Genomic DNA, 26,037 nt, shown 5'->3' with positions numbered 1-26,037 from the left:
TGGGATTTAGCCAAAATACCGCTGCTCAATCCGGCCCACATACCCCAGGTACGTAGCGCTGCTAAACCACGGCTGGAGTTTGGCCCCGATGTTTGGATACAGGTTGAGTTTATCCAAGTCAGCTACGGGTAGCCAAACCAGGTTAAGGGCCGTTGTCTCGGCAGGATTGAGGGCGGGCTCGCCCTTGAGGTTGCGGGCGGCAAAAACTACGTGCAGAACGTCGTCGTTGCGTTGCGACAGAAGCATTTCGCCCGCCAGGATCATCTCACCAAGATCAACCGTTACACCAAGTTCCTCCCGAATTTCGCGGATAATGGTTTCCGTCAGAATTTCACCCCGGTCAGGATTGCCACCGGGAAGCGCAAAAACGTCCTGCTCACCGTAGCAGTAGCGCATGAGCAATACCTGGGTCTGGCCTTCGGATTGGCGCCAGATAAGAGCAGACGGACGAACTTTCATAGGGAATGGTTAATTGGCAAATCTAGGCCAAATTAGCAATCGCAGGAGTAATTACCATAACCAGGGTAACGGGGCGACAAATTACCCGAAACACTCACTACACGGTCGAGCGGGACAAAATCACCCGTGGCTAGTTCCAGCACTTCGGCGCCGTCCTGATGGAGAAGTTGCTTGATGGTTACGTCGGCTTTTATAAACTCGTTGAGGTCAGTCAGGTATTCGAGCCGCACGAATTTGCCGGGAATAAGCGCTGCCCGAAACGCGTTCTCATCGACAATAAAATCTGGGTTGTTCAGGTTTGTTTCCATGTTTATAAAACAAGTGGCGAGAGCAAAACGTGCCTAAAAAAAGGCACCAGGTCTGAACCCGATGCCTTTTCAGTTAGTAGCCTGCTGTTTCCAGATCTTTCTGTAATTCGCGCAGGATCGTTTCTTTCATCGCGATCTTCCGCTTCTGCGTATTGATCTTATTCAAAATTTGTTTGTCTTCGTCTTTGTTGGGGTCAAGACCGTCGGCGTCCTGTAAGGCAAACTGCAAATCGTTCTTTTCCCGCTTAACGAGGTACTCCATCTCCCGAATCTTCGTCCGAATCTGTTCCGATTTACTCTTAAGTTCAAACGCCGGGTATTTCCGGGTAAGGACACGCCCCAGGTAGCTCAATTCAAAAATCTTATCGCAGGCTGCCCGGAACCGTTCGTTCACCACTTTATCCTGTAGTTTGAACGGTACGCGGATTTCTTTCCAGCTGTTGAGCAACACTTTGGCCCGTTCGGCGGCCGCGAAAATGTCCTGCTGTTTCGACAGTTTTTCCACTTCGTCAGCCATTTTCATCTGCTGCTCGATACGGGGGTCAATTTTCGGGACGATGACAATGCCCTTCGCGTCGTTGTACTTGGCATAGAACATCGTGGTCGCTTTCTTGAACTGCTTGTACAGCTTCCCACTCTTCTTGATCGGTACTTCACCCACCACTTTCCAGGCGTTGTTGAGCTTCCGAACTTCCTGGAAGGCAGCATCCAGATCGCCCAGCCGGTTGGCCCGGAAAGCCAGCCGAATAAGCTCGTCGTACTTGTCGAGCCGTTCCTGAATAACTTTGTTCTGTTCGTTGAAAAACTCGCGCCGACGGGTAAAAAAGCCATCGAGGAGTTCCTGAAAACGACCTTCAACCTCGGGTTCAGCGGCTTTGTCGACGGGTCCTGTTTTGATCCATTTCGTCTTGATCTCCTGCAATACATCCGCCGTTTCGCGCCATTCCGTACTATCGGCAACGGCTTCGGCTTCGACAATGAGTGCTCGTTTGATCTCGAGATTTTTGAGCTGATTGACCGTAATCAAATCAGCCAGTGATTTCTCCTGAACATCCAGACGATCGAGCAGGGGGGGGAAATCACCGAGTGCATCGAAGCCGAGCAGCTTCTTGCGGAGTTGAACCAGTTTAGTCAGATAGGAGCCTTTGTTCTGGGCTTCGTCAATATCCTTTTCTAACTGGCTTACTTTGTTTTCGGCAATGATGAAGCGGTTTTTGAAATAATCGAGCGCTTCCTGCTCGGTTCGTTTGACTTCGCCGATCTGGCGGTCTTCGTAATTCAGGTAGCCTTTCAAAAATACCTTTCCGTCTTTGACGTAACCGTATTCATCTACCAGTGAAGCGTTTTCCATTACTGTGCTTGGTTAAGGCTGCGCTGTGGGTTAAATTTGAGGGTAATTGCCAACACAAATCTATCAGAAATTAATGAGTCAGGAAACCATAATTTTCTCAATGGCGGGCGTGAGTAAAAATATTCCGCCCAACCGACAAATCCTAAAGAACATATACCTTTCCTTCTTTTATGGCGCTAAAATTGGTGTTTTGGGATTGAACGGTTCCGGTAAATCTACTTTATTACGCATCATTGCCGGTATCGATAAAAATTACACGGGCGAAGTTGTTTTTTCTCCCGGCTACTCGGTTGGTATGCTGGAGCAGGAGCCGCAGTTTACCCCCGGCCGTACGGTTCGGGAAATTGTTGAGGAAGGAGCGCAGGAGGTGGTTAATCTGCTGAAAGAATTTGACGAGATCAACGAAGCGTTTGGCGATCCCGATGCCGACTTCGATAAGTTGATTGCCCGCCAGGGAGAAGTTCAGGAAAAGATCGATCATTTCAATGGCTGGGAGCTTGACCAGAAACTCGAACGGGCCATGGATGCCCTGCGCTGCCCACCATCCGAGACGTTGATCGATAACCTCTCCGGGGGCGAAAAACGCCGGGTCGCTTTGTGTCGCCTGTTGCTTCAGCAACCCGATGTCCTGTTGCTCGATGAGCCCACCAACCACTTGGACGCTGAATCGGTGTTGTGGCTGGAAGAACATTTACGCCAGTACACCGGCACCGTCATTGCCGTAACCCACGATCGCTATTTTCTGGATAACGTAGCTGGCTGGATTCTCGAACTGGATCGGGGTGAAGGCATTCCCTGGAAAGGTAACTACTCGTCCTGGCTGGAACAGAAGCAAAATCGGTTAGCCAAAGAAGAAAAAACCGAGTCGAAGCGGCAAAAAACGCTTCAGCGCGAACTGGAATGGGTGAAAATGGCCCCTAAGGCACGCCAGGCCAAATCGAAGGCGCGCCTGGGTGCTTACGAAAAACTCCTGAACGAAGACGCGAAGCAGCGGGACGAAAAACTCGAAATATTTATACCCGCCGGGCCGCGTCTGGGGTCGAAAGTGATCGAAGCAGATGATGTTGCCAAAGCCTTTGGTGACCGGCTGTTGTTCGAGCATCTTGGCTTCCGGCTGCCACAGGGGGGTATTGTCGGAATCATAGGACCAAACGGCGCTGGTAAAACAACGCTGTTCAAGCTGATTACGGGCCGCGAAAAACCCGATGCTGGAACATTCGATGTAGGCGAGACCGTGAAAGTTGCTTACGTCGACCAGGAGCACGACGGCCTCGATCCCGATAAGACCGTGTTCGAAACAATCTCGGGCGGCAGTGAATGGATTATGATGGGCGGCAAGCAGTCGAATGCGCGCGCTTACGTCAGTCGGTTCAACTTCGCCGGGGCCGATCAGGAAAAGAAGATAGGAACCTTATCGGGTGGTGAGCGAAATCGGGTGCATCTGGCCATGATTCTCAAAGAAGGCGCAAACCTGTTGCTGCTCGATGAACCAACCAACGATCTGGACGTGAACACCCTGCGGGCGCTGGAAGAAGGACTGGAAAATTTTGCCGGTTGTGCCGTCGTCATCAGCCACGATCGCTGGTTCCTGGATCGGATTGCTACGCACATTCTGGCCTTCGAAGGCGATTCACAAGCCTACTGGTTTGAGGGTAATTTTTCGGAGTATGAAGAGAACCGGCGCAAACGGCTGGGCACCGATGCCACGCCAACCCGAATTAAATACAAGAAGCTGGCGTAAATAAAAACGGGGCAGATTTACCATCTGCCCCGTTTTTATTTAACCCGGTTAAAACTTCGGACAAGGAAGTTTCTTATCCCGCCGTCTCACCCCCGACCGTCGGCCTTCGGGTTTTTCGAAGATGTAGGATAGCGACAACTCGTGTGAGCCACCGCTGTTGCCAAGCGTCGAAATAGTAACGTCGTAACTGTAGCCAATCGAGAACTTCTCCATACGCCAGCCAACCAGTGCTGCTACGGCATCGTGGTTATTTAATGTCTGATTGTATTTCTTAAAGGGAATTCCCCGGTAATAAGCGCCAATCGTTAAAGGAGAATACGTCAGGTAAGCCCCTATATCCAACTGATCGTATTTGCCCTGGTGCTTATACATGACCACTGGCGAAATACTGATCTCACGGTCTTCTTCATCGGCCAGGCCCGTAAAGCCCCCCAGCGGAATGCGTAAACCTGCCTGAATACTGGTCTTCATGGGCAGTCGTTCCCGGTTGCCCGCAAAGAATCCCTGATCGGGTCTGTTGATGTGGTGCGCCGACGCGCCAACCCAAAACCAATCCGAATAAAACAGACCTCCGGTCGAAAAATCCATGTATTTCACAGCCGGCAAGCCACCTTGCAGGGTGGGGTCGCCAGAAACGCTGCCGGTAATAAAGCCCCGGTCGGTAAACTGGTCGCCCGTTGTTAAACCAAAGTAGTTGACACTTCGATTGACGTAAGAGCCCTGCAATCCTAAACGCACAAACGAGGATTCGCTGACCTGAAACTGGTACGCATATTGCAACCCTATGTCTGTCGATTGAATCCTTCCCTGACCCTGGTTATCACTTTGAATCATCAGGCCAACACCGCTATTGTACTTTTCAATAAAGTGATCCACGGCCACCATCGTTGTCACGTAATTCGTGATCGCGGGCCATTGGTTCCGGTAGTTAGCGGTAACACGGGGTGCCAGAGCTGAGCCGGCAAAAGCCGGGTTTAAGTACATTGGAGCCGCGTAAAATTGAGTGAACTGAGGATCCTGGGCGAAAGCAGTCTGGCCCACCGTCAGTGTCAAAATCAGTAGTAGGTATTTATTGAGCATATAGCAAAACAGGGCAAAGACTGGGCCAATATTATTGTTGCAACGCTGGCGGGTGAAACGAAGTATTTAGGAGGACAACAACGGCTGAAATTAATTGACGTATAGGCGCTTTTGTGGGTGTAAAACGATGAAATTTTAATTGAACAACGTCGTTTATAGTAACGTAATGCCCCGGTTGTTGTTATGTTGAGAATCGAATTTGCGTAAGTGGGCTTTATTCAGCGTTTCTTCATGTTAACTTTTACTAAGCATATTCGGGAAATTGGACTTTTGGCCATGCTGTTCTTGCTGGCCGGGTCAATCACAGCCTGGGCACAGACAGGGCCAAGCTTCAAAGTCAGCGGAAAATTCTGTGTGCCAGACGTGGAGTGTAAATCAGACTCTGCTGTGTTTACAGATAGTGTACGGACAGGTGTAACAAACCGTGTCTGGAATTTTGGCGATGGTAGCGCCACTGTGACAACAACTTCGCAAAAAGACTCAATCGTTCGGCACGTCTTTTTACAGGCTGGTACATACACAGTTACCCTAAAACGAACAGTGAACGGTGTTGTACAAACTGTTACGCGTCCACCAATCAACGTTGGTAACCGGCCACAATCGTTTGTAAACTGGAAAACAGATACAACGATTTGTAAAGGAGAAGTCATTACCCTAGACCCCTATGCAGGAAGTCCTCCACAATCGGGGCTTCAGTACCTTTGGTACCCAAAGGGACAAACCACACAAAGCATTCAGGTCGACAGTTCAGGCTGTTATTCGGTAGAAGTGACCAACTCGGTTGGCTGTTCGTATCAGGATCGGATTAATGTCGATGTGTGTGGAGAAAAAAAAGAATCACAGGGGGTTAAATGGTATTTCGGACAAAATGCGGGACTGGACTTTAGTGGGGGAGGAACTCCCAAGCCCATTACCGATGGTAAACTGAGCACCATTGAGGGGTCATCGTCCATCGCAAATACAAAGGGGATCTTACTGTTTTATACGGATGGAACCACCATTTACGATAAAGATGGTAAGCCACTGAAATCACTGGACCCTCGCGATTCCTCGGCAACAGCCACCCCCATACCACTTGGCGGTAACAAAAACTCGACACAATCGGCCCTGATCGTGCCAAAGCCTACGTGTCGGGGTTGTGAATACCTGTATTATGTCTACACAACCTCCGAAATACGGGGGAAGAAAACACTAACGTACAGCGTAGTGGACATGCGTCAGAATGGGGGAAAAGGGGCTGTCGTTGAAAAAAATATTCCGCTGTCCGGTCAGGGTACTGAACAATCGACATCGGTGGCCAATACCCGCGATTCTACGTATTGGGTCATCACAAGAAAATACGGAACGAATCAGTTTGAAGTTCGTCACTTAACGCGCAGTGAGAATGTTGATCCGATTACCTATACGGGCGGTCAGGTCATTGATTCCTTAACAAATGCAGAAGGCTACATCAAAATTGGTCCGGCCGACACGACGGGAGGCAATAAGGGAAACCGGCCGATGGCCGTTGTTGTGCCTGGTCCACCCAAAAACTCGGTTGATCTGTTTACGTTCAACGATTCAACTGGTGTCTTAACATTTGATCGAACGCTCGATCTGGGTCCGGCGCCCCCCAAAGCGTACGGGGTCGAGTTCTCACCCGATGGCAAGAGTCTGTACGTAACCATGCTGGCTGATACCAACGCGGATGGGAGCCAGAAGGGATCGTCGTACATCTTAAAATATGACCTCAACCAGCGAGATTCGCTTCTAACAAATTCCAAGACGGTTGTTGACAGTAGCACAACGAGGCAATACGGCTCGATTCAGATCGGACCCGATGGTCGACTTTACGTCGCTATTAAGGGCAGCAGTTCGCTCGGCACGATCGAAAACCCAAATGGCGGGTTGCTGGATAGCCTGATTTATAATCCGGCCGGGCAGTCGCTCGGTGGGCAAACAAGCCAACTGGGTTTACCGAACTTAGTGGCCAATTTTAATGACAACTCGAGTGGGCCCGGACTAACGTATGGCGACACCTGCGTGAATGCGCCAACCGTATTTCAGATAAGTCCGAACTGTCCAAAATTGAAGGAAGCTTATACGCTGGATTTTGGGGATGGAAGCCGCCCTTCATCGACTACGGCAACGACCCCCATCACCCATGCTTACAAAACGCCCGGTCAATACTTTGTGAGTCTCCGAATTATAACAAGAACCAGTACCGGAGGAATTTGCAAGGACACCCTGATCAAAGATACGTTGACGATTGTTGAACTACCGCCAGATATAAAGCTGGGGGCCGATACAGCTATCTGTAATAAGCGGGGCATTACACTCGATATAAAAGTGCAGGCCAAGATGTATGTCTGGCTGGTGAACGGAGCCCTTGTCAGCAGGCAACGAACCCTGATACTTACCCGACCGGGCTACTACATCGCCGTGGCTTTAGCCGCCAATGGCGAGTGCTTCAAGAGTGATACGATTCAGGTTCAGATTAAACCGGTTCCCACACTCGACCTGGGACCCGATACCGTATTCTGTTACCGCTCGAAAGTCGATATAACGGTACCACAACCAACCTGGAAGCAGTTTCAATGGAGCAACGGGGGCAATTCGAAAACAATCAGCGTTACAACGGCCGGGGTGTATTCTGTAACGGCACAATCGGATGTTATCGATGGTACCACCTGCGTCAATTCAGACACCATTCGGGTACGTGAACTGCCTCAAATTCGCTTGCAGGCGGCCCTGACCGGCCCAACCGCCTGTACGTCGTCGGATGGAACAATCGTGCTCACGACTACGCCTACCGGAACTTACGAATATGCGTGGACGGGGGCTGACGGAACGGCCCTCAATGGTACGCTGAACCAACAGACGGGCCTTGTCGAAGGCGGGTATAAAGTAGCCGTAACCGATACGCTTCATGAATGTAAAGTGGATTCGGCTTTCATTCTGAAATCACCGGCCAACCAGCTTCAGCTAGTGCCCAACGTACGAGATGCCTTGTGTAGCATACCGAACAGCGGTACCATTACCCTGACGGTTTCGGGCGGGACTGCTGCGACGTATTCCTGGCGAGATCGAAACAGCAACGTCGTGTCGACAACGGCTGTATTCGGGCAGGCCTCACCAGGAGTCTATACGGTCCAGGTCGTCGATATCAACGGGTGTAAAGCCCTTTCAGATAGCATCCGGGTTGGGCTCGATAGTACCGGATTTGCCCGGTTAGGCCCCGATACGCTAAAGTGTAATGGTCTGGCGGTGGCTCTCCAACCCGTGTTAGGAGACATTCCCGGCAATGTGTACCAATGGAGTACGGGAGCCAGTACACCTACCATAACCGTAACGCAGCCGGGGACTTATAGCCTCGTGCTACGAAATACCCTATCGGGCTGTGTGGGGCGTACCAGCGTCCGGGTAGGTGATCGGCCGCCACCGTCCTTTTCCTACACCCAGCAGGCTGCCATTTGCGAGGGTGATAACGGGACAACGGTACTGTCCGCTAGTGGGGCTACTGGTCTGAAATACTTGTGGACAAACCGGAGTGATACCGCCAGAAGCATAACTGTTCAGCGCGCTGGAGATTATTCTATTCAGGTAACCGATCCGCTGGGTTGTACCGCTACCGGCGTGGCCCGTGTCCTGAATCTGTGTGAGCCGCGGGTTAATGTGCCGGACGCATTCACACCAAATGGCGATGGGACGAACGACCTGTTGCAAATCTTTACGGCATACATTAGCGACTACGAATTCCGGATATACAATCGATGGGGAGAGGTCATTTTTGCCAGCAATAGCCCCGAGCAGAAGTGGGATGGAACGTATCACGGAACGATCTATCCGTCGATGATTTACCCCTATGTTGTGCTCTTTAAAAGCGAATATTTTCCTGAACGGGAACGAGTCGTAAAACGCGGTTCCGTGCTCCTGATCCGGTAGTAATTGTCCTCCTTTTTGCGTAAATTTGAGGTAAACGACTTCACCGGGAAGGCCCGTTTTTCGGGTGTTTCCGGTGTGGGTTTGTACCACTAAAAACCATGCGAAACGACTTGTTAAAAGGTTCAGGAGACGGGATGACAACAACCGACAAGGAGATTGAACGGGCGCTTCGGCCGCTTTCGTTCGAGGACTTTACGGGGCAGGCTAAAATTCTCGACAACCTCGAAGTGTTTGTTAGAGCAGCCATGCAACGGGGAGATGCGCTCGATCACGTATTGCTACATGGCCCCCCTGGTCTGGGCAAAACGACGCTGTCGCACATCATTGCGAACGAACTCAATGCAGGCATCAAAATGACCTCCGGGCCAGTGCTCGACAAGCCCAGCGATCTGGCGGGCCTGCTGACAAATCTTCAGCCCAACGACGTACTCTTTATCGACGAGATTCACCGTCTCAACCCCATTGTGGAGGAGTATTTGTATTCGGCAATGGAAGATTACAAAATCGATATCATGCTCGATTCTGGTCCCAATGCCCGAACCGTTCAGATCAAGCTGAATCCATTTACGCTGATTGGTGCCACCACCCGGGCTGGTATGCTTACCTCGCCATTACGGGCCCGGTTTGGCATCAGTGCCCGGCTTGAATACTACGATGCCAAACTCTTGACCAGCATTGTACAGCGGTCGGCGGCTATTCTGGGAACGCCAATTGATGAGACGGGCGCTTACGAGATTGCGCGCCGAAGCCGGGGAACACCCCGTATTGCCAACAACCTGCTCCGCCGGACCCGCGACTTTGCTCAGGTGAAGGGCAATGGCTACATCAACGTAGAAATTGCCGAGATTGCCCTGAGTGCGCTGGAAGTTGACCAGAATGGACTCGATGATATGGACATCCGTATCCTGACAACGATCATCGAAAAGTTCAAAGGCGGACCGGTTGGTCTTTCAACCATTGCTACGGCCTGCGGAGAAGAATCGGAAACCATTGAGGAAGTGTATGAGCCGTTCCTGATTCAGGAAGGGTTTCTGAAACGGACCTCGCGTGGTCGGGAGGCAACCGAGCGGGCTTATCTCCATCTCGGTCTTACACCGCCTTACAGGCCGGGAGAGTTATTCCCTCAGTAGCGTTAATACGAATAAGGAAAAGAAAAGGGTACTAAATAAGCTGTGTGAGTCCGCTTATTTAGTACCCTTTTTTCGGATCTATGTTGATCTATTTAGCTAAGTATCTTACTTTTGTAGATACATTCGATCACTTCAGCAACCGCGGAGTCTACCAGAAAATAGTAGATGTTTTTGCCACTCCGCCGAATATCAAGTATCCCCTTGTCGCGCATATTGATCAGGTGATGGGAGATGAGCGACTGTTCAGCATTCAGGTTTTTGTAGATGGCGGATACGTTTAGTTCTTTGTTTTCACTTAACATTTGAATGATCCTGATACGCAGCGGATGTGCTACTGCTTTGAGTACATACGCGGCTTTATCAGTCCGTTTTTCGTCATCAATTACTTTTTCACTGGCCATAATTACTTTGTTTTTTTAGAGGTATAGTGCTTGAAAGGTAATGTATTAAACGTAACTAATGGCCTGAAAGTGAGTATGAATTTATTTAATGGCTGTTTTTTCTATCCTATAATACAATGATAATATTTTTATGTACCGCTTGGTAACTTTTTGGTAAGTATATAAATTATTTTATTAAGTGTTTATACTCAATTATTAATCAGGTACTTAAGTATTACCTTCCGCGCCAGCCAATAAGGAACACGCCAGCCAACACCAAGAGCGTACCCACGATTTGTGCCTGACTAATTTTCTCGTGAAGAACAGTTGTTGATAAGATAATCGTGAAGATGGGACCAACGCTGGCAATGATAGACGCGTTGCCAGACCCGACTCGCTTGATCCCTTCGGCAATCATGAACGTTGGTATTACGGTCACAAAAATAGCCATGCCCAGTCCCAGCCAATAAACAGGTCTGGAATAGTTGACCAAATCTAAGCCATTCTGCAAGGCACAGTGTAAAACGGTTGGTACGGTGGCGGCTATCATGGCATAACAGGTATACCGCTGCGAACCGACCCAACTGATGGCCCGGTCGCTGCCGACCAGGTAAATAGCGTATACCAATCCACTAAGAATAACCAAGAACGCGCCAAGGGCAACATTTTGTTGCACAGAACTTTCGACGTTTCCCCAGAAAGCCAGCAGAATACCGGCATACGTCAGGACCAGGGCTATACCTTGCAAACGGGTTACCCGCCGACCAAAACCGATGGCGTTCATCAATAGCACAAATGTTGGGTAAACAAAAAGCAGGATGCGCTCCAGGCTGGCCGTGATGTACACCAAACCCAGGAAGTTGAAAAAACTGGCAAAATAGTAGCCCGTTATACCTAGCATGGTCAGAGTTGCCCATTGCTTTATGGTCAGCTGTACGGGTGGATACTTTCGGGCCAGATGAATGGAAATGCCTATGTAGAAAGGCAGGGCGAAAAGCATCCGCAACGTTAGCAGCGAAATGGCATCAATCGGGTACTGATAAGCAAGCTTGATCAGGATGCCTTTCATGGCAAAGCAAAAGGCTGCCAGAAAAACCAAACCAGCGCCAAGCCAATAACGTGAACGGGCAGGTTGCAAAACGATAGATAGTTAGGTAACCGGTAAACGGCATAAAGGGTGAGAGAGTTGAGGTATCCCTAAGAATACGCCAGCTCCCTCACCCTTTATGTTTACGCAAGTTTGGTTGCAGTACAAGTGGGGATTAACCCAGCCGACTGTTTGTACGACCGAAAACCGGCCTACTTCTGCCGGAAGAAGACCGTAATCGGGACACCGGTAAAATCGAAGTGATCACGGAGTCGGTTTTCTAGAAACCGCTGGTAAGATTCCTGAACGTACTGGGGCAGGTTACAGAAAAATATGAACGTTGGCGAAGGAGTAGGAACCTGCACCATATACTTGATCTTCAGGAATTTTCCTTTCATACTTGGCGGAGGAAACTTCTCGATCTCTGCCTGCATGGCCTCGTTTAGTTTCGAGGTAGCAATCTTCTTGGTCTTGTTTTCGTACACTTCCATCGCCTTTTCCATGACCTGGAAAATACGTTGCTTCTCGTGCACCGAGGCAAAAATGATAGGAACGTAATCGATTGGCATCATCCGTTGAATCATCTCTTTGCGCAGCACGTCGGCCGTACGGTGATCTTTTTCAACGGCGTCCCACTTATTGACCATAATCACAACGCCTTTCTTAGCCTTTACCGCCTGACCGATGATGTTCAGATCCTGAGCTTCCAGGCCGCGCGTTGCATCGAGCAGGATAATGCAAACGTCCGAATCTTCCATGGCCTTGATGGAACGCAGAACAGAATAGAACTCAATGTTGGAGTCAACACGGGCTTTCCGCCGGATCCCGGCCGTATCGGTCAGAATGAAATCTTTACCGTACGCTTTGTAACGAGTATTGATCGCATCACGGGTGGTTCCGGCAATATCCGTAACGATACTACGTTCCTGTCCGGTCAGAACGTTCAGGAACGACGATTTGCCGACGTTCGGACGGCCCAGAATCGCAATACGTGGAATGCCGGCATCCGGATCTTCGACACCGTCGCTCTGGAAGTGTTTAACGACTTCATCCAGCAAATCGCCCGTACCGGTTCCGGTCTGTGACGAAATGGCGTAAGGATCTCCCAGGCCCAGGCCGTAAAATTCAGCCGAAGCGTGCGCCCGTTCGGCGGTCTCCGCTTTGTTGGCAACCACGTAAACCGGCTTCTTCGACCGGCGCAATACGTCGGCAAAATCTTCATCCAGGCCAGTGATGCCCGTCTGCGTATCGACAACGAACAATAAAACAGTGGATTCCTGGATGGCCATTTCCACCTGTTCGCGAATCGACTCTTCAAAAATGTCTTCGGAGCCGACCACATAGCCACCGGTATCGATGACCGTAAAATATTTGTCATTCCACTCGGCCGTGCCATAATGCCGGTCGCGTGTAACGCCACTTTGGTTGTCCATAATGGCCTGTCGCTGTTCCGTCAAGCGGTTAAACAGCGTGGACTTGCCCACGTTTGGGCGGCCAACGATTGCAACAATGTTTGCCATGATTTTTTTAGTGGTTACTGATTCGTGCCAGACCGCCCTTGCGGTTAGCTGCCGGTGAACGGTTAGCGCAACACCAGCCAGTGATTACCAGCCACTATTCGTCGTACCCCAGGCGTTTGAGCATGCGCTCTTTTTGCCGCCAATCGGGCTCTACTTTGACGAATTGTTCCAGATATACTTTCTTGCCGAAGAAGCGTTCAAGCTCTTCGCGGGCCATAATGCCCGTCTTCTTAATCATGCGGCCACCTTCACCTAGCAAAATTGCCCGCTGGGTAGCTCGTTCAACCAGAATCTCCGCCTGAATGACGATAATGTCGTCTTTCTCATTAAATCCTGTTACAACAACTTCGCTGCTGTAGGGTACTTCTTTCTTGTAGTTCAGAAAGATTTTCTCCCGAATAATTTCCGAAGCAAAGAACCGCTCAGGTTTGTCGGTTAACTCGTCTTTGGGAAAATAGGGGGGGTGCTGAGGCAATCGGCTCATAACGGCTTCGAATACGCGGTCGGTATTGAAAGCGTTCAGGGCCGAAATTGGAATGATTTCCTGCGCGTTAAAGTGTTCCTGCCAGTAATCGATCTTCTCGTTTACCTGTTCCTGCGTGGCCTGATCAATTTTGTTGATGATCAGCACAACCGGAACTTCTGATTTCTGAAGCCGTTCAATAACGTCGTTTTCGTCGTGCTGTTCAAAAATGTCAGTCACGAATAAAACCACATCCGCATCTTCGATGGAGCCGCGCACAAAACTCATCATGGATTCATGAAGTTTGTACAGGGGCTTGATGATGCCGGGGGTGTCGGAGTAAACGAGCTGGAATTCCTGGCCGTTGTGGGTGCCGTTGAGGATACCCATAATGCGGTGGCGGGTGGTCTGAGCCTTGGCGGTAATAATCGATAACCGCTCCCCAACGAGTTGATTCATCAGGGTGGATTTGCCTACGTTTGGCTTACCAACTATACTGACGAAGCCGGCCTTATGATCGGCTGGAAAATTAGCAATACTATCTGTATTCATTCTCAGGTGATCCCGCTGGCTGATTACCAGCGGCTTTAGGAAACAACTCTCTCCGAAAAGAAAACGTTTCGGTTGCGTTAAAAACTTTTTTTTACAAAGGTACTTGTATATCTGCAAAGTTTTGGTACTTTTGCAAACCAAACACCGCGGGATGGAGCAGTTGGTAGCTCGTTGGGCTCATAACCCAAAGGTCGCTGGTTCGAGTCCAGCTCCCGCTACTAAGTAGCAAAATCGAAAACCTGTAAATCGAAAGTTTACAGGTTTTTTTATGCCTTGTCCTGAAACATGATAATAATAACTACTGGTTTCCAGTAGTTTACCGATAAGAATCAGTTACGCTTTAGTAGAATTTCATTTAATAAAACTCATCGTGACAAAAAATTATATAGCCGAAAATAAACTGGACGTTATCAAGCGAGCGTTCTCCGAATTCCTGCTACTACCTTCTATTATCATATTTTTATTTATATTTCTATCCTATTTTACCTATAGCATCGATCACGCAAAAATTAGCTGGTTACAACCTGCGAGGGCCTTTTTAAAAAGCCACATCTTCTCCAGCTCTGAGGCTACCAGCAGTTTATTAGGTGCCATTGTTTCAGGGACTATATCCGTAACAACACTCACAACGACCTTACTACTGGTTATTGTTCAGCAGTCTGCCAGTTCTATGACGGCTCAGGTATTTGATCAGTTTTTGAGAAGAAAAACAAACCAGTTCTACCTGGGATTTTTCGTCGGACTGGCTTTGTACTCAATGATTACATTGGCCACCGTCAATGATCCATTTAACCCTGTTTTGGGCGGTACAGTAGCCTTTAGTTTAACGGGCGTTGCGCTTTATCTGTTAGTCCTGTTGATGTATACGACAATCGATCAGATGCGGCCATCTGAAATTATAAGTGCAATCCATAGCCGCATTTTAAAAGCGCGCTCCAGTCAGATGGAGATGTTGGCATTCACGACACAGGAAAACCCGCATGATCAACAAAACCGCCAGGCCGTAGTAGCCACTGAAGGGGGTTATCTGAATGGCATCAATACAAAACAGTTATCGACTTTCGTACAGACACATTGCCAGGGTAGTCGCATCCGCTTCACCCGGTCTATCGGATCGTTTATTGCTTTTCATGAAGTTTTTGCCGAGATTATCTATGCAGAAAAGAGTCATGTTGCTTTACTGACCGAAGAACTACTGAAACATACGACTATTGGTACGAAGCGGGATTTAGATCACGACACTACGTATGGAATACAGCAGGTAGAGACGATAGCCTGGACCTCTACGTCGACGGCAAAATCAAATCCATCGCCTGGCATTCTGTGCGTACATACGTTACACAATCTGTTAAGTTGCTGGAGCGAAGAGCAACCAACGGAAAAAGAAGCATGTGCTTCCGCCATTTTTTACACCGATAACACCCTCGAAGAACTCATGCGGGGCTTCGAAAATCTTGCTGTCGTCTCGTCTGAATCCATGCAGCATCAGGTATTTGAAGCCATTTTGACCTCTTTCAGCGCCACGATTGCCCGGGTTCCTGCCAGCTGGCAACAACGAATTGAGCGAGTTCTGTTGATTATGCTTTCGGTGATGGGAGATCACGTTTTAACAACAGCACTGGAAAATGCCCTGGAAACGATTGCGCATCAGCTCTATGGCTTGCAGAGAACACAAACGGCCCGGGCCGTCGAGGAAGCGCTACAGCAATTAAAGATGTCAGTTGGTAAACTGAATTCACGATCGACCAGGGTTTAGGTCGCGTTAGAAACAACGATTACTTCCAGTAGCCAGCTTCTTTTACATAAAACGATTGCCTCAACCCACGACTTAGGTTGACAAATCCAGCCTGTTGGTCTTACGTCTGCAAAACTGGTGTAGGCAGTTAATCAGTTTTTCTTCGTTTCAAGATAGAAAATAGCGGTGGTACCCCAGCTTCCTTCAAGTTTAATCTGTAGAATGCCTCTATTAAAATGGCTCCTGAGTGGGTTGACGATTTGGCTTGCATTAGGCCTGTTGGCCGGTTGCCGGGTAACGGCTCCACAAGGATCACTGGAGCCGGACTTCTACCGGATTATTCATGCGGATCAGCCTGATCTGTTCAAACAGAAAATCTATGTGCAAGATATTGGCGACTCTCTTCAGCTGTTAAATCCCCTTACTGACCAGCGCCGGTTCGTGCGCCGATCAGCCTACCAGCACTGGACATTCCAACGATCCGAGATTGATGTAGACGTTTTTACGCTTCCCTTTAAAATCAGACCGGCTCAGGCAGCGATACCGGCTCAGTTAAATTCGAATTTCAATGCAGCACTTTATGTGGGGCGTCGTATCGATTTATACAGCTACACCTGGAAAGCCATCAGCCCAACCTACGCCGTTCGCCAGTTTCAGAGTCGCGGCTTTGGCTATGGTTTATTTGCCGGTATCGGGTCTGTAGCGATCAACGACTTTGTGACGCGGACGCCCGTTGGTATCGAATACGAAGGCGTTGTTATCAATGCGGGTGCGGCCGCTATTTATGATGCGCGGGTTTTCAATATCGGTCTCGCCGTTGGCCTTGACCATTTACTGGATGAGAACCGCCAGCGCTGGATTTATCAACAAAGACCCTGGTTCGGGGTATTGTTCGGGTTAAACTTAAACTAGCCTGCGCTGGTCAACATTACCTGGCCAAATCCCCCGGTCGAGCCAGTTTCAGGCTTTTACAGACAAAGCCCGACTGCTTTCTATGAGTGCCCCGTAAAAGACGACTTTGGGTATATACTTTCGCGCGCTAACGGCTCAACAACCTATTAAGACCGCTGTTTAACTCGTTTGCCGATAGCCATCTATAGCTGCCTATACTCAACTGAAACGACGGTCCTATCTACCAATGATGGGTGGCCGTTAGGGGCAGTGCGTAGGCTTATTGGGGTCAAACGAAACGAAAAAATTAATCCAGGTCAGGCGAGCCAGTCGGAAAACGGGCGGAGTTAAGCCAACAATCAGAACGACCAGAATGAGCAGAAAATAAGTCAAATCCATGTCGAGGAACACTTGCAACAGAATAAAACAATTCACAATCAGCGCTACGTAATAGGCGTAACTGACGTACAGCGCACCCGTGTAATAGCCCGGTTCTCGCTCGAAGCGTTCGCCACAGCAAAGGCACTGTGCATTCATCTGATCAAATCGCTTTAAATCATAGGGGTTGTTGACGGCAAAGAAATTGCCGGTTTGGCAACGGGGGCACTTGTTCAGAAAGATACTATAGAGCTTATTGCCTTTATTCATGATTCATGCGTAGGTGTCGGTTCAGGAAGCCGATTCGGTCTTGACGTAGCCGGAAGGGAATTGGTATGTCGAAGTCTGTACCATTTGGGCACGTGCTTTTGGGCAACACACTCACCCATGAAACCCCGATGGGGATCAATAGTTATAAGTTGTGTTGTTTCGGGCAGACCGAACTGAATCCGATGAGCTGGCCCAGGAATCCTGACGGGGAACAGGAATGACAACGCAATCAATGATTATGACCGCGATCCGGCCAACAGCGTTTAAGTGTGTAGTCTAAACGCCTTGTAAGTCGGCTGAATAAGGGAAGCGGGTATCTGGGAGAATGAGTACCCGCTTCCGTATAAGGATACTATCAGACGTGGCTGCCTAGGCATGAATCTGTAAACGTTGACAAGCTTCGGCGGCTTTATGCTTTACCTGAGCAAGTGCTTCCTCCTTATCTTCTTCGGTCAGGGCTTCCGCAAACGCCAGGTAATCAGTCGACAAGGCTGAGTTGATAAGACGGTGGGCTTCATCCAGTACGTCGTTCCCTTCCGAAGTGGACCGGTCCAACTGACCGATGCGCTCGCCTATGATCCGCAGCTTTTCCTTCACCAAATCAGGGCTGTCGTACTTAAGACCCAGCAGGGTCTTGTAGTCGGCCAGTATCTTCTTCTTAATCTGCTCGTTTTCCATTGCTACAGCCAGGTGCGGTTTAATCGCATCTATTGTCCATTAACACCAGGCCCTGACCCATTGTTAGATCAAAAAACTTCGGCGCATAATGGTGGTCTTCCCATACCTATCGACGTTGGTAAGCTGATGGTCAGGAATCATAACCGTGCTATCTTGCGGTTCCTGACCATCAGCTTACCAATACATGAATTGCCCATGATACGTGCTATGCGCTTTCACCCGCTTATTCGGCGAACCCACTACTGCCTGCTCCTCGGTGCTACCCTGCTGGCCTGTAGAGGCAACAGCCAGCCCGCTCCTAACCGCCCGCCCGATACCCCCGTGTTACCAGGATGGCGGCTGGCCTGGGCCGATGAGTTCACAATTGACGGAGCGCCCGATCCGAAGAACTGGGCCTTCGAGCAGGGTTTTGTGCGAAACAACGAACGTCAGTGGTATCAGCCCGACAATGCCCGTTGCCAGAACGGAATGCTGGTGATCGAAGCCCGGCGCGAACAGCGGCCTAACCCGAACTATAAAGCGGGTAGCCGCGACTGGAAAATGAAACGTTCTACCATCGACTATACGTCTGCCAGCCTCACTACCAACGGCCTTCGTCAATGGCAGTACGGCCGGTTCGAGATGCGGGCGCGTATTGACACGCGGGCCGGCATGTGGCCGGCTTTCTGGACGCTGGGTACGGCCGGCGAGTGGCCATCCAACGGCGAAATTGATATCATGGAGTATTACCGGGGGATGTTGCTGGCTAATGTAGCCTGGGGAACAAACAAACGATGGACGGCCAACTGGCGTAGTACCAAAAAGCTCCTGACCACCTTTAATGATCCTGACTGGTCGAATCAGTTCCATGTCTGGCGCATGGACTGGGACGAGACGGCCATTAAACTGTTCGTCGACGATTTATTACTCAACGAAGTCAAATTAGCCGACACCATCAACGGCGATGGCAGCGGTAAAAATCCATTCCGCCAGCCGCACTATGTCCTGGTGAATCTGGCTCTGGGTGGCGATAACGGCGGTGACCCTGAGCCGACGAAGTTCCCCGCCCGCTTTGAGGTCGACTACGTCAGGATTTATCAAAAATAGCTCAGCAATAGCTCGTTTTGTGTTAGAACAACATGGTTTAGCCCACTAATTTCGTGGCTTTACGGATGGGTATTTTCCGGTGTTTCCGCTCCGATGCCCTCTCCGGGCGGAATTTCTTTATACTAATCTGCTTTACTAATCCGAATGACCCGACTTCCTTTAGTTCGTTACGGCTGGCTGTTGGCCCTCTTTTGTCTCCCGGCCTTCGTGGCTAATGCTCAGACAAAGAGCAACCGCGATCCTTATTCGGCCTATCTGTTTGTGTATTTCACCGGCAATGGCGCGGGTGAGGAAGCCATTCGGTTTGCCACCAGCCTGGACGGCTTCAACTACAAGGCGCTGAACTACAACCAGCCCATCCTGGCCTCGGCCGATATCAGCGCATCGGGTGGGGTACGCGATCCGCATATTCTGCGCGGGCAAAACGGGCTCTTTTACATGGTCGTGACGGACATGCACGTAGCCAAGAACGGCTGGGGTCCCAATGAGGGCATGGTGCTGCTGAAGTCGAAAGACCTGACGCACTGGCAGTCGCACAAGGTGCATATGCCAACGCGCTTTCCGCAGTGGGCGGGCGTTAACCGGGTGTGGGCACCGCAAACGATCTACGACTCTCAGAAAAAGAAATACCTGATTTATTGGTCGATGCGGAAGGGTAACGATTCCGATGTGTTTTACTATGCGTACGCCAACGCTGATTTTACCGACTTGGAAACTGAGCCGAAGGTGCTCTACGCCAGCCCCGGTAACAAATCGTGCATCGATGCGGACATTATTCAGAAAAACGGGCAGTACCACCTGTTCTATAAAACCGAAGGTTCGGGCAACGGGATCAAGCAGTTACTGGCTACCAACCTGACGGGTCCCTACACTCCGCCCACGCCCGATCTCTACCTGCAACAGACCCAAGACGCCGTGGAAGGCGCAGGAGTATTTAAACTGAACAACACCGACAAGTGGGTGCTGATGTACGACGTGTACACCAAAGGTCGCTACGAGTTTACGGAAAGTACGGATCTGGTGAATTTCAGGAAAATCGACGGCCAGGTATCGATGAATTTCACCCCCCGCCACGGAACGGTGCTCCCCATCACTACTGCCGAACTCCACGCACTGACCAGGCAATGGGCCACAACCAACAACCCCGTGTTACCCGGTTTCTTCGCCGATCCGGAGATTTTGTACGCCCGGAAAACGGGTAAATTCTACCTGTACCCCACCTCCGACGGATTCGACAATTGGTCGGGAAAATACTTCAAAACCTTCTCGTCCGACAACTTGGTTAACTGGCGCGACGAGGGTACAATGCTGACGCTGGGTAAAGACGTGTCCTGGGCCGACCGCAACGCCTGGGCTCCCTGTATCGTGGAGAAGCAGATCGCCGGGCAGTATACGTATTTCTACTATTTCACCGCGGCTCAAAAAATCGGCGTCGCCAGGGCCGATAATCCGGCCGGTCCGTTTGTCGATTCGGGCAAACCACTGATTGCCGGTAGGCCCGAGGGAGTCAACGGCGGGCAGGAGATTGACCCCGACGTATTTACTGACCCGAAAACGGGGAAGAGCTACCTCTACTGGGGCAACGGCTACATGGCCGGCGCTGAGTTGAACGACGATATGGTGTCGCTCAACTCCGAAACGCAGCAGGTAATGACACCCGACAAAACGTTCCGGGAGGGAACGTATGTGATTTACCGAAACGGTACATATTACTTTTTCTGGTCAGAAGACGATACGCGCAGCCCAAACTACCGGGTGCGGTACGGCACGTCGGATTCCCCGCTGGGTAAGATCACCGTACCGGCCAATAATATTGTTCTGGAGCAGGATAAGAGCCGGGGTATCTACGGCGCGGGGCACAATTCGGTCCTGCAACTTCCCGGTCGTGACGAGTGGTACATCGTTTACCACCGGTTTAACTACCCCAACGGCATCAACATGGGTGAATCGGCGGGCTACCACCGCGAAACCTGCATCGACAAACTCAACTTCAACGCCGACGGCAGCATCAAAAAAGTACAGCCAACGCTGGAAGGAATCAGGCCCGTTTCGGTGAAAAAAGCTGTCCGTTAAGCAATGCACAACATCCGGCGGCAGAGACAGCCTGCCCTTTGTCATTACATTATCCTGACCGGTCTGCCGGTGCGGAATGAAAAAACAACCATTTACCCTTAAACAACCATGCGCTTTTACATAGTATTCCTAATGCTTTACCTGACGGGCTCGCGGGCCATTCAGGCGCAGACTACTCCTCCCCGGCAAACTGAATTCAAACCCGGCGAAATCTGGTACGACGACAAAGGTGCGGTTATCAATGCCCACGGCGGTGGCCTGCTCTACGACAAGGGTACCTATTACTGGTTCGGCGAAAAGCGTGGTAAGTCAGCCTCGGAGGGCGTTAATGTATACTCGTCAAAAGACCTGTACAACTGGACGATGGAAGGGCTGGCACTGGCCAAATCGACCGACACAACCAGCGAGATTGCCACCAACGGGCTGATGGAACGGCCGAAGGTGATTTATAACCCGAAAACGAAGCAGTACGTCATGTGGTTTCACCTCGAACTGCCGGGTAAAGGGTACAGTGCCGCCCGCGCCGGGGTTGCCGTTAGTAAAAACGTGACCGGTCCGTATACCTACGTGAAAAGCTTCCGGCCCAACGGCCACATGTCGCGCGACATGACGCTCTATGTCGACGATGACGGCTCGGCTTACCACGTATACTCGGCCCGCGAAAATTACGACCTGCGCATCGTCAAACTGACCGACGATTACCTGTCGGCTACGACACAGGACACGCTGTTGTTCAGCGATCACCGGGAAGCCCCGGCCCTGTTCAAGAAAAACGGACAGTATTACCTCATCACCAGCGGCTGTACGGGCTGGGCACCCAACCGCGCCAGTCTGCACGTGGCGAAATCATTGTTTGGTCCCTGGACGCCGGCAGGCGACCCCATGCGCGGGCCAATGGCCGACAAAACTTTCGATGGGCAGTCGACCTACATCTTGCCGGTGCAGGGAAAGAAAGATGCATTCATTTTTATCGCTGATCGCTGGAATTCCAAGGATTTGAAAGACAGCCGGTATTTGTGGTTACCGGTGTCGTTTGAGGCCAATCAGCCCGTGGTACGATGGGTAGATAGCTGGAATCTGGGTATCTGGAAAAAGTAATTCATGCGGGCCTTTATTACCGCCATACCGGGGCAGGTCGTTAGCGCGGCTTCGGCCACAAATGTCGGAGTAGGGGCTTCTCGGCGGGCGGGCTGCGAAAGGCACCGGTTTGTAATGAGTAAACAGTACTAAATCAGCAACAAATGAAGCACATTAGTAATTGGTTTATACTGGTCGTCCTGTTTGCCTGCACGGCCGCGACAACATACGCTCAGAAGAAAACGGCGGTCAAGATAAACAAATTGATGCCGCCCGGCCTTGTCGATCGCCAGTTCTGGCTGACGCAGATGGATAAAATGGTGCGGCCGGTCATTACCAGTCTGGCGCACGACAGTCTGCGAATAGTTATGCCCAAGGTAGTTTCCAAGCGCGTTGACAATAAAGAGCACAGAATACAGGTTCAGTACGTCGAAGTGCTGGGCCGGGTGTTGAGCGGCATAGCGCCGTGGTTACAGGGGGCGGGCGGCAGCGCGGAAGAGGTGAAGCTGCGGAATCAGTATCGGCAGTGGGTTCTGCAAGGGGTGCACAATGCCCTGGATTCTACCGCCAAGGACTATATGCCTTTTACCATTGCCGGGCAACAGCTGGTCGATGCGTCGTTCATTGCCCTGGCGTTTGTGCGGGCTCCCACGTTATGGGAGCGCCTGCCGAAAACCGATCAGACTAAATTGGTCAATGCGCTGAAAAGTACGCGCCAGTTCAAACCGGTGTTCTCCAACTGGCTTTTATTCTCGGCCATGACGGAAGCGTTTTTTTGCCGGTACGGCTACGAATGGGACCCCATGCGGGTGGATTATGCCTTGCAGCAGCTGGAGCAGTGGTATGTTGGCGATGGCCTATATTCCGATGGCCCGTCGTATGCGTATGACTATTACAACAGCTATGTCATGCACCCGTACCTGGCCGCCATCACGGACGTTATCGGGAAGAAGACGAATGCGTACGACAGCATGATTGCCAAACTGAAAAAACGCAACGAGCGGTACGCTGTCATTCAGGAACGGCTCATCAATACAGATGGTACTTACCCGGCAACGGGCCGTTCGCTTGTGTACCGGGGAGCCGTTTTTCAACACCTGGCGGATATGGCTCGGCGAAACGCTTTACCCGATCCGATCCGACCCGCGCAGGTACGGTGCGCGCTGACGGCGGTTATCAAAAAAACGCTGGAAAGTCCGACCACGTACCAGAATGGCTGGCTGACCATCGGGCTGTATGGCTCGCAGCCTGACCTGGCCGATTTTTACAATAACCAGGGTAGTCTTTACATAGCTACGGCTATTTTCCTGCCGCTTGGTTTGCCCGCGTCCGATCCGTTCTGGGCTGGTGCGCCCGAGAAATGGAGCGCGCAAAAAATATGGAGCGGTGAGGATGTTCCGAACGACCACAGCGTCGATTTACGATAACCAGAATGGCTTATGCGTTGTCTATTTTTAGTGAGCTTATTGACCATGGTCAGCATAATGGCGTCGGCTCAAGCTATACCGACGGCCTTACGTACTGACCTGTTACTCCACACCGACCGGGTATGGAGTAATGGCTTTCTGACGAACTTAACCCTGGGTGCCGCCGATTCAGCGCATTTTGCCGGACAGACGGCCCTGATTCGGAGCAAACGTCCGTCGTTTAGCTGGGCGCTGACAGACCCGCATCTCCAGAGCCGTCAGATCGCTTTTCGACTGATTGTCAGCTCGTCCCAGCAGAACGGTCAGGCGAACGTAGGTGACGTATGGGATTCTGGAAAAGTGACAGGTAGCCAAAGCACAGGCATTCTGTTACCCGCAGCGCGTCAGCTGGATACGAATCGGATCTATTACTGGAAAGTAAACGTCTGGAATGACAAGAATATCGAGAGTACTTTTTCCCGTCCGAAAGCGTTCCGTACCGCCCCTCAACTATCGGACTACGAAACACCATTTTACCCCTTGGTGAAAGCGGAAGACGTACCCCGTTCGCAACGAAAACTGGGCCCGCGGCAGATTCTATACGACTTCGAAAAAGATTCGTTCGGGCAGGTATTCGTTACGGCTAGTACATTAGCCGACACCGATACGCTGATTCTGCACGTTGGAGAAGCCGTTACAGCCGATGGCCACGTCAATACCAGACCCGCTGGCACGCTTCGTTACCGCCGGATACCGGTTCTACTGCAACGGGGTACGCATCGGTATGCCTTTCCAGTCAAACCGGATAGCCGCAACACGGGTCCGAAGGCCATCCTCATGCCTGATTACATTGGCGAGGTCTTGCCCTTCCGGTACGTTGAGCTTGAGTTGCGTAATGGTACTATTCGCGTAGACCAGATTGGCCGCCAGACCGTTACCTATCCATTCGATAATGAAGCCACCACGTTTACCAGTTCGGATACGACGCTGAATCAAATCTGGGATTTGTGCAAACACACCATCAAAGCTACCACGTTCACCGGCTACTACGTCGATGGGGATCGGGAACGGATTCCTTACGAGGGTGATGCCGTGATCAACCAGCTGTCGCACTACGCTACTGATGCCGAATTCAGTATGGCCAAACGGTCGTTGAATTACCTGATTTTTCACGCGACCTGGCCTACCGAATGGTCGTTGCAAAACCCGCTGATTGCCTGGAACGACTACCTCTATTCCGGCGATTCGCGGGTTGTCGAAAAGCTGTATGATGACCTGAAAGCGAAGCTGCTCCTGCCATTGGCTCGTCCCGATGGGTTGATCAGCACCCGAACCGGATTACAGACACCTGCCTTCACCAAGTCGATTCATTACGAAACGTTCGATGGTCGGCCTATTCTTCAGGATATTGTCGACTGGCCTCAGCAGGGTGTATTAGGACTAGGCAAGAAAGAAGCGGGCGAAACCGACGGCTTTGTGTTCAACGACTACAATGCCGTGGTGAACGCATTTCATTACCGGGGGCTAGTGGTTATGGCGCAGCTGGCCGGGCAACTGGGTAAAAACGAGGAGGCAACATTTCTGGCGAATCGCGCTGGTCAGGTCAGGCAAGCGTTTGTTGCTACGTTCATCGACGCTAAAACAGGTCTGGCTCACGACGGTGAAAAACCGACCACAGTTCCCTTCATGCCAACATGATGGCGCTGGCGTTCGGGCTGGTTCCTGCACAAAACCAGGCGGCTGTGCTGGCTCACATGCGTTCGCGGGGTATGGCATGTAGTGTTTACGGGTCGCAGTTTTTGCTGGAGGCACTCTATAATGCGAACGAAAGTGCCTACGCCCTGGCCCTGCTGACCTCAACCGAAGAACGGAGCTGGTACAATATGATCCAGACAGGGTCAACCATTACCACCGAAGCCTGGGATACACGGTACAAACCCAATCAGGACTGGAACCACGCTTGGGGAGCCGCCCCGGCGAATATTATTGTGCGGAAATTGATGGGCGTCGAGCCGCTGACCCCAGCTTTTGAAACCGTGCAAATCAAACCCCAGCCCGATACGTTGCGGCAGGCATCGTTACAACTGGCTACCGTGCGGGGAGCGATTCTCGTGGCCTTTTACAACACGCCTGAACGCTTTCAACTCCGGGCTACTCTGCCAGCTAACACACGGGGAGTCGTTTATTTGCCCCGTAAGAAAGCCAGAGAGCAGGTAAGGCAAAACGGGGCAGTCGTTAAGGCCGTTTTGGCCGGAACTTTCTGGAAAATTGAGGGTGTTGGTGCCGGAGCGTATGAATGGGATGTGCGTTGACCGGCTGGTCCGGAAAACCAGTTACTATGACGAATAACCAAGCCTGTATAACGTCAACGGGCTGTTCCCGCAGGAGCGTTTCCTGGCGAAGCTGGATTAACTGGATGGATACCCGATCCAGGCTACTTTTCGCCCG

21 protein-coding genes and 1 tRNA gene are annotated in these 26,037 nt (G+C 50.9%); 12 read left to right on the top strand and 10 right to left on the bottom strand.

The features are described from left to right. Positions 1–6: 6 nt before the first annotated feature. From ACYU87_RS14925 to ACYU87_RS14915, 3 genes are all read right to left on the bottom strand, one after another. The gene (locus ACYU87_RS14925; protein ID WP_461134862.1) at positions 7–459 is read right to left on the bottom strand and encodes an NUDIX domain-containing protein; all 453 of its coding nucleotides are present in this window, start codon (positions 457–459) and stop codon (positions 7–9) included. A 32-nt stretch (positions 460–491) separates the two neighbouring features. Next, complete coding sequence (locus tag ACYU87_RS14920; protein ID WP_461134861.1) at positions 492–767, bottom strand: hypothetical protein; 276 nt, start codon at positions 765–767, stop codon at positions 492–494. 73 nt (positions 768–840) lie between these two features. After that, positions 841–2,118 carry a DUF349 domain-containing protein gene (locus tag ACYU87_RS14915; protein WP_461134860.1) on the bottom strand — a complete coding sequence of 426 codons (1,278 nt, stop codon included), beginning with the start codon at positions 2,116–2,118 and terminating at the stop codon, positions 841–843. 73 nt (positions 2,119–2,191) lie between these two features. Between ACYU87_RS14915 and ettA the strand changes: the two genes are divergently transcribed. Beyond that, the gene (gene ettA / locus ACYU87_RS14910; protein ID WP_461134859.1) at positions 2,192–3,859 is read left to right on the top strand and encodes an energy-dependent translational throttle protein EttA; all 1,668 of its coding nucleotides are present in this window, start codon (positions 2,192–2,194) and stop codon (positions 3,857–3,859) included. Positions 3,860–3,907: 48 nt separating this feature from the next. Here ettA and ACYU87_RS14905 read toward each other — a convergent pair whose 3' ends face one another. Next, positions 3,908–4,939 carry a PorP/SprF family type IX secretion system membrane protein gene (locus tag ACYU87_RS14905; RefSeq protein WP_461134858.1) on the bottom strand — a complete coding sequence of 344 codons (1,032 nt, stop codon included), beginning with the start codon at positions 4,937–4,939 and terminating at the stop codon, positions 3,908–3,910. Between the two features lie 231 nt (positions 4,940–5,170). On the opposite strand from ACYU87_RS14905, the gene ACYU87_RS14900 reads away from it, so the two are divergent. Then, positions 5,171–8,863, top strand: coding sequence for a T9SS type B sorting domain-containing protein (locus ACYU87_RS14900; protein WP_461134857.1), 3,693 nt, complete (start codon positions 5,171–5,173; stop codon positions 8,861–8,863). Between the two features lie 98 nt (positions 8,864–8,961). Then, positions 8,962–9,993, top strand: coding sequence for a Holliday junction branch migration DNA helicase RuvB (gene ruvB / locus ACYU87_RS14895; protein WP_461134856.1), 1,032 nt, complete (start codon positions 8,962–8,964; stop codon positions 9,991–9,993). A gap of 92 nt (positions 9,994–10,085) precedes the next feature. Here ruvB and ACYU87_RS14890 read toward each other — a convergent pair whose 3' ends face one another. From ACYU87_RS14890 to era, 4 genes are all read right to left on the bottom strand, one after another. Further along, positions 10,086–10,394 carry an ArsR/SmtB family transcription factor gene (locus tag ACYU87_RS14890; RefSeq protein ID WP_461134855.1) on the bottom strand — a complete coding sequence of 103 codons (309 nt, stop codon included), beginning with the start codon at positions 10,392–10,394 and terminating at the stop codon, positions 10,086–10,088. 214 nt (positions 10,395–10,608) lie between these two features. Then, positions 10,609–11,511, bottom strand: a complete 903-nt coding sequence (locus ACYU87_RS14885; RefSeq protein WP_461134854.1) for a DMT family transporter — start codon at positions 11,509–11,511, stop codon at positions 10,609–10,611. A gap of 161 nt (positions 11,512–11,672) precedes the next feature. Then, a complete protein-coding gene (gene der / locus ACYU87_RS14880) occupies positions 11,673–12,980 on the bottom strand; it encodes a ribosome biogenesis GTPase Der (protein ID WP_461134853.1) in 1,308 nt (435 codons plus the stop codon). Positions 12,981–13,074: 94 nt separating this feature from the next. Continuing rightward, positions 13,075–13,995: a GTPase Era gene (gene era, locus ACYU87_RS14875; RefSeq protein WP_461134852.1), complete on the bottom strand. Its 921-nt coding sequence runs from the start codon at positions 13,993–13,995 to the stop codon at positions 13,075–13,077. A gap of 145 nt (positions 13,996–14,140) precedes the next feature. Between era and ACYU87_RS14870 the strand changes: the two genes are divergently transcribed. The 3 genes from ACYU87_RS14870 (at position 14,141) to ACYU87_RS14860 (ending at position 16,642) form a co-directional block, all read left to right on the top strand. Further along, positions 14,141–14,213, top strand: a tRNA-Met gene (locus ACYU87_RS14870). Positions 14,214–14,365: 152 nt separating this feature from the next. Beyond that, positions 14,366–15,751, top strand: a complete 1,386-nt coding sequence (locus tag ACYU87_RS14865; RefSeq protein ID WP_461134851.1) for a DUF2254 family protein — start codon at positions 14,366–14,368, stop codon at positions 15,749–15,751. A 201-nt stretch (positions 15,752–15,952) separates the two neighbouring features. Further along, positions 15,953–16,642 carry a hypothetical protein gene (locus ACYU87_RS14860; protein ID WP_461134850.1) on the top strand — a complete coding sequence of 230 codons (690 nt, stop codon included), beginning with the start codon at positions 15,953–15,955 and terminating at the stop codon, positions 16,640–16,642. Between the two features lie 240 nt (positions 16,643–16,882). Here the strand turns inward: ACYU87_RS14860 and ACYU87_RS14855 are convergent, their stop codons facing one another. Further along, positions 16,883–17,269 (bottom strand): DUF983 domain-containing protein, encoded by a 387-nt coding sequence (locus ACYU87_RS14855; protein ID WP_461134849.1) that lies wholly within the window; start codon positions 17,267–17,269, stop codon positions 16,883–16,885. Between the two features lie 369 nt (positions 17,270–17,638). Then, entirely contained in the window at positions 17,639–17,947 is a 309-nt protein-coding gene (locus tag ACYU87_RS14850; protein ID WP_461134848.1) for a hypothetical protein, read from the bottom strand. 195 nt (positions 17,948–18,142) lie between these two features. On the opposite strand from ACYU87_RS14850, the gene ACYU87_RS14845 reads away from it, so the two are divergent. From ACYU87_RS14845 to ACYU87_RS14820, 6 genes are all read left to right on the top strand, one after another. Further along, positions 18,143–19,033: a glycoside hydrolase family 16 protein gene (locus ACYU87_RS14845; RefSeq protein ID WP_461134847.1), complete on the top strand. Its 891-nt coding sequence runs from the start codon at positions 18,143–18,145 to the stop codon at positions 19,031–19,033. Between the two features lie 144 nt (positions 19,034–19,177). Further along, the gene (locus ACYU87_RS14840; RefSeq protein WP_461134846.1) at positions 19,178–21,106 is read left to right on the top strand and encodes a family 43 glycosylhydrolase; all 1,929 of its coding nucleotides are present in this window, start codon (positions 19,178–19,180) and stop codon (positions 21,104–21,106) included. A 108-nt stretch (positions 21,107–21,214) separates the two neighbouring features. After that, positions 21,215–22,204, top strand: a complete 990-nt coding sequence (locus ACYU87_RS14835; protein WP_461134845.1) for a glycoside hydrolase family 43 protein — start codon at positions 21,215–21,217, stop codon at positions 22,202–22,204. A 143-nt stretch (positions 22,205–22,347) separates the two neighbouring features. Beyond that, positions 22,348–23,610 (top strand): DUF2264 domain-containing protein, encoded by a 1,263-nt coding sequence (locus ACYU87_RS14830; protein ID WP_461134844.1) that lies wholly within the window; start codon positions 22,348–22,350, stop codon positions 23,608–23,610. Between the two features lie 12 nt (positions 23,611–23,622). Continuing rightward, the gene (locus tag ACYU87_RS14825; protein WP_461134843.1) at positions 23,623–25,287 is read left to right on the top strand and encodes an alpha-L-rhamnosidase-related protein; all 1,665 of its coding nucleotides are present in this window, start codon (positions 23,623–23,625) and stop codon (positions 25,285–25,287) included. Continuing rightward, positions 25,284–25,901, top strand: coding sequence for an alpha-L-rhamnosidase-related protein (locus ACYU87_RS14820; protein WP_461134842.1), 618 nt, complete (start codon positions 25,284–25,286; stop codon positions 25,899–25,901). Before ACYU87_RS14825 ends, ACYU87_RS14820 begins: the two co-directional genes overlap by 4 nt. The last annotated feature ends 136 nt before the right edge of the window (positions 25,902–26,037 follow it).

It is taken from the genome of Spirosoma lituiforme, assembly GCF_054776635.1.
Note: the sequence above shows the minus strand (reverse complement) of the source record. Positions and strands in the feature narration are given on the sequence as shown.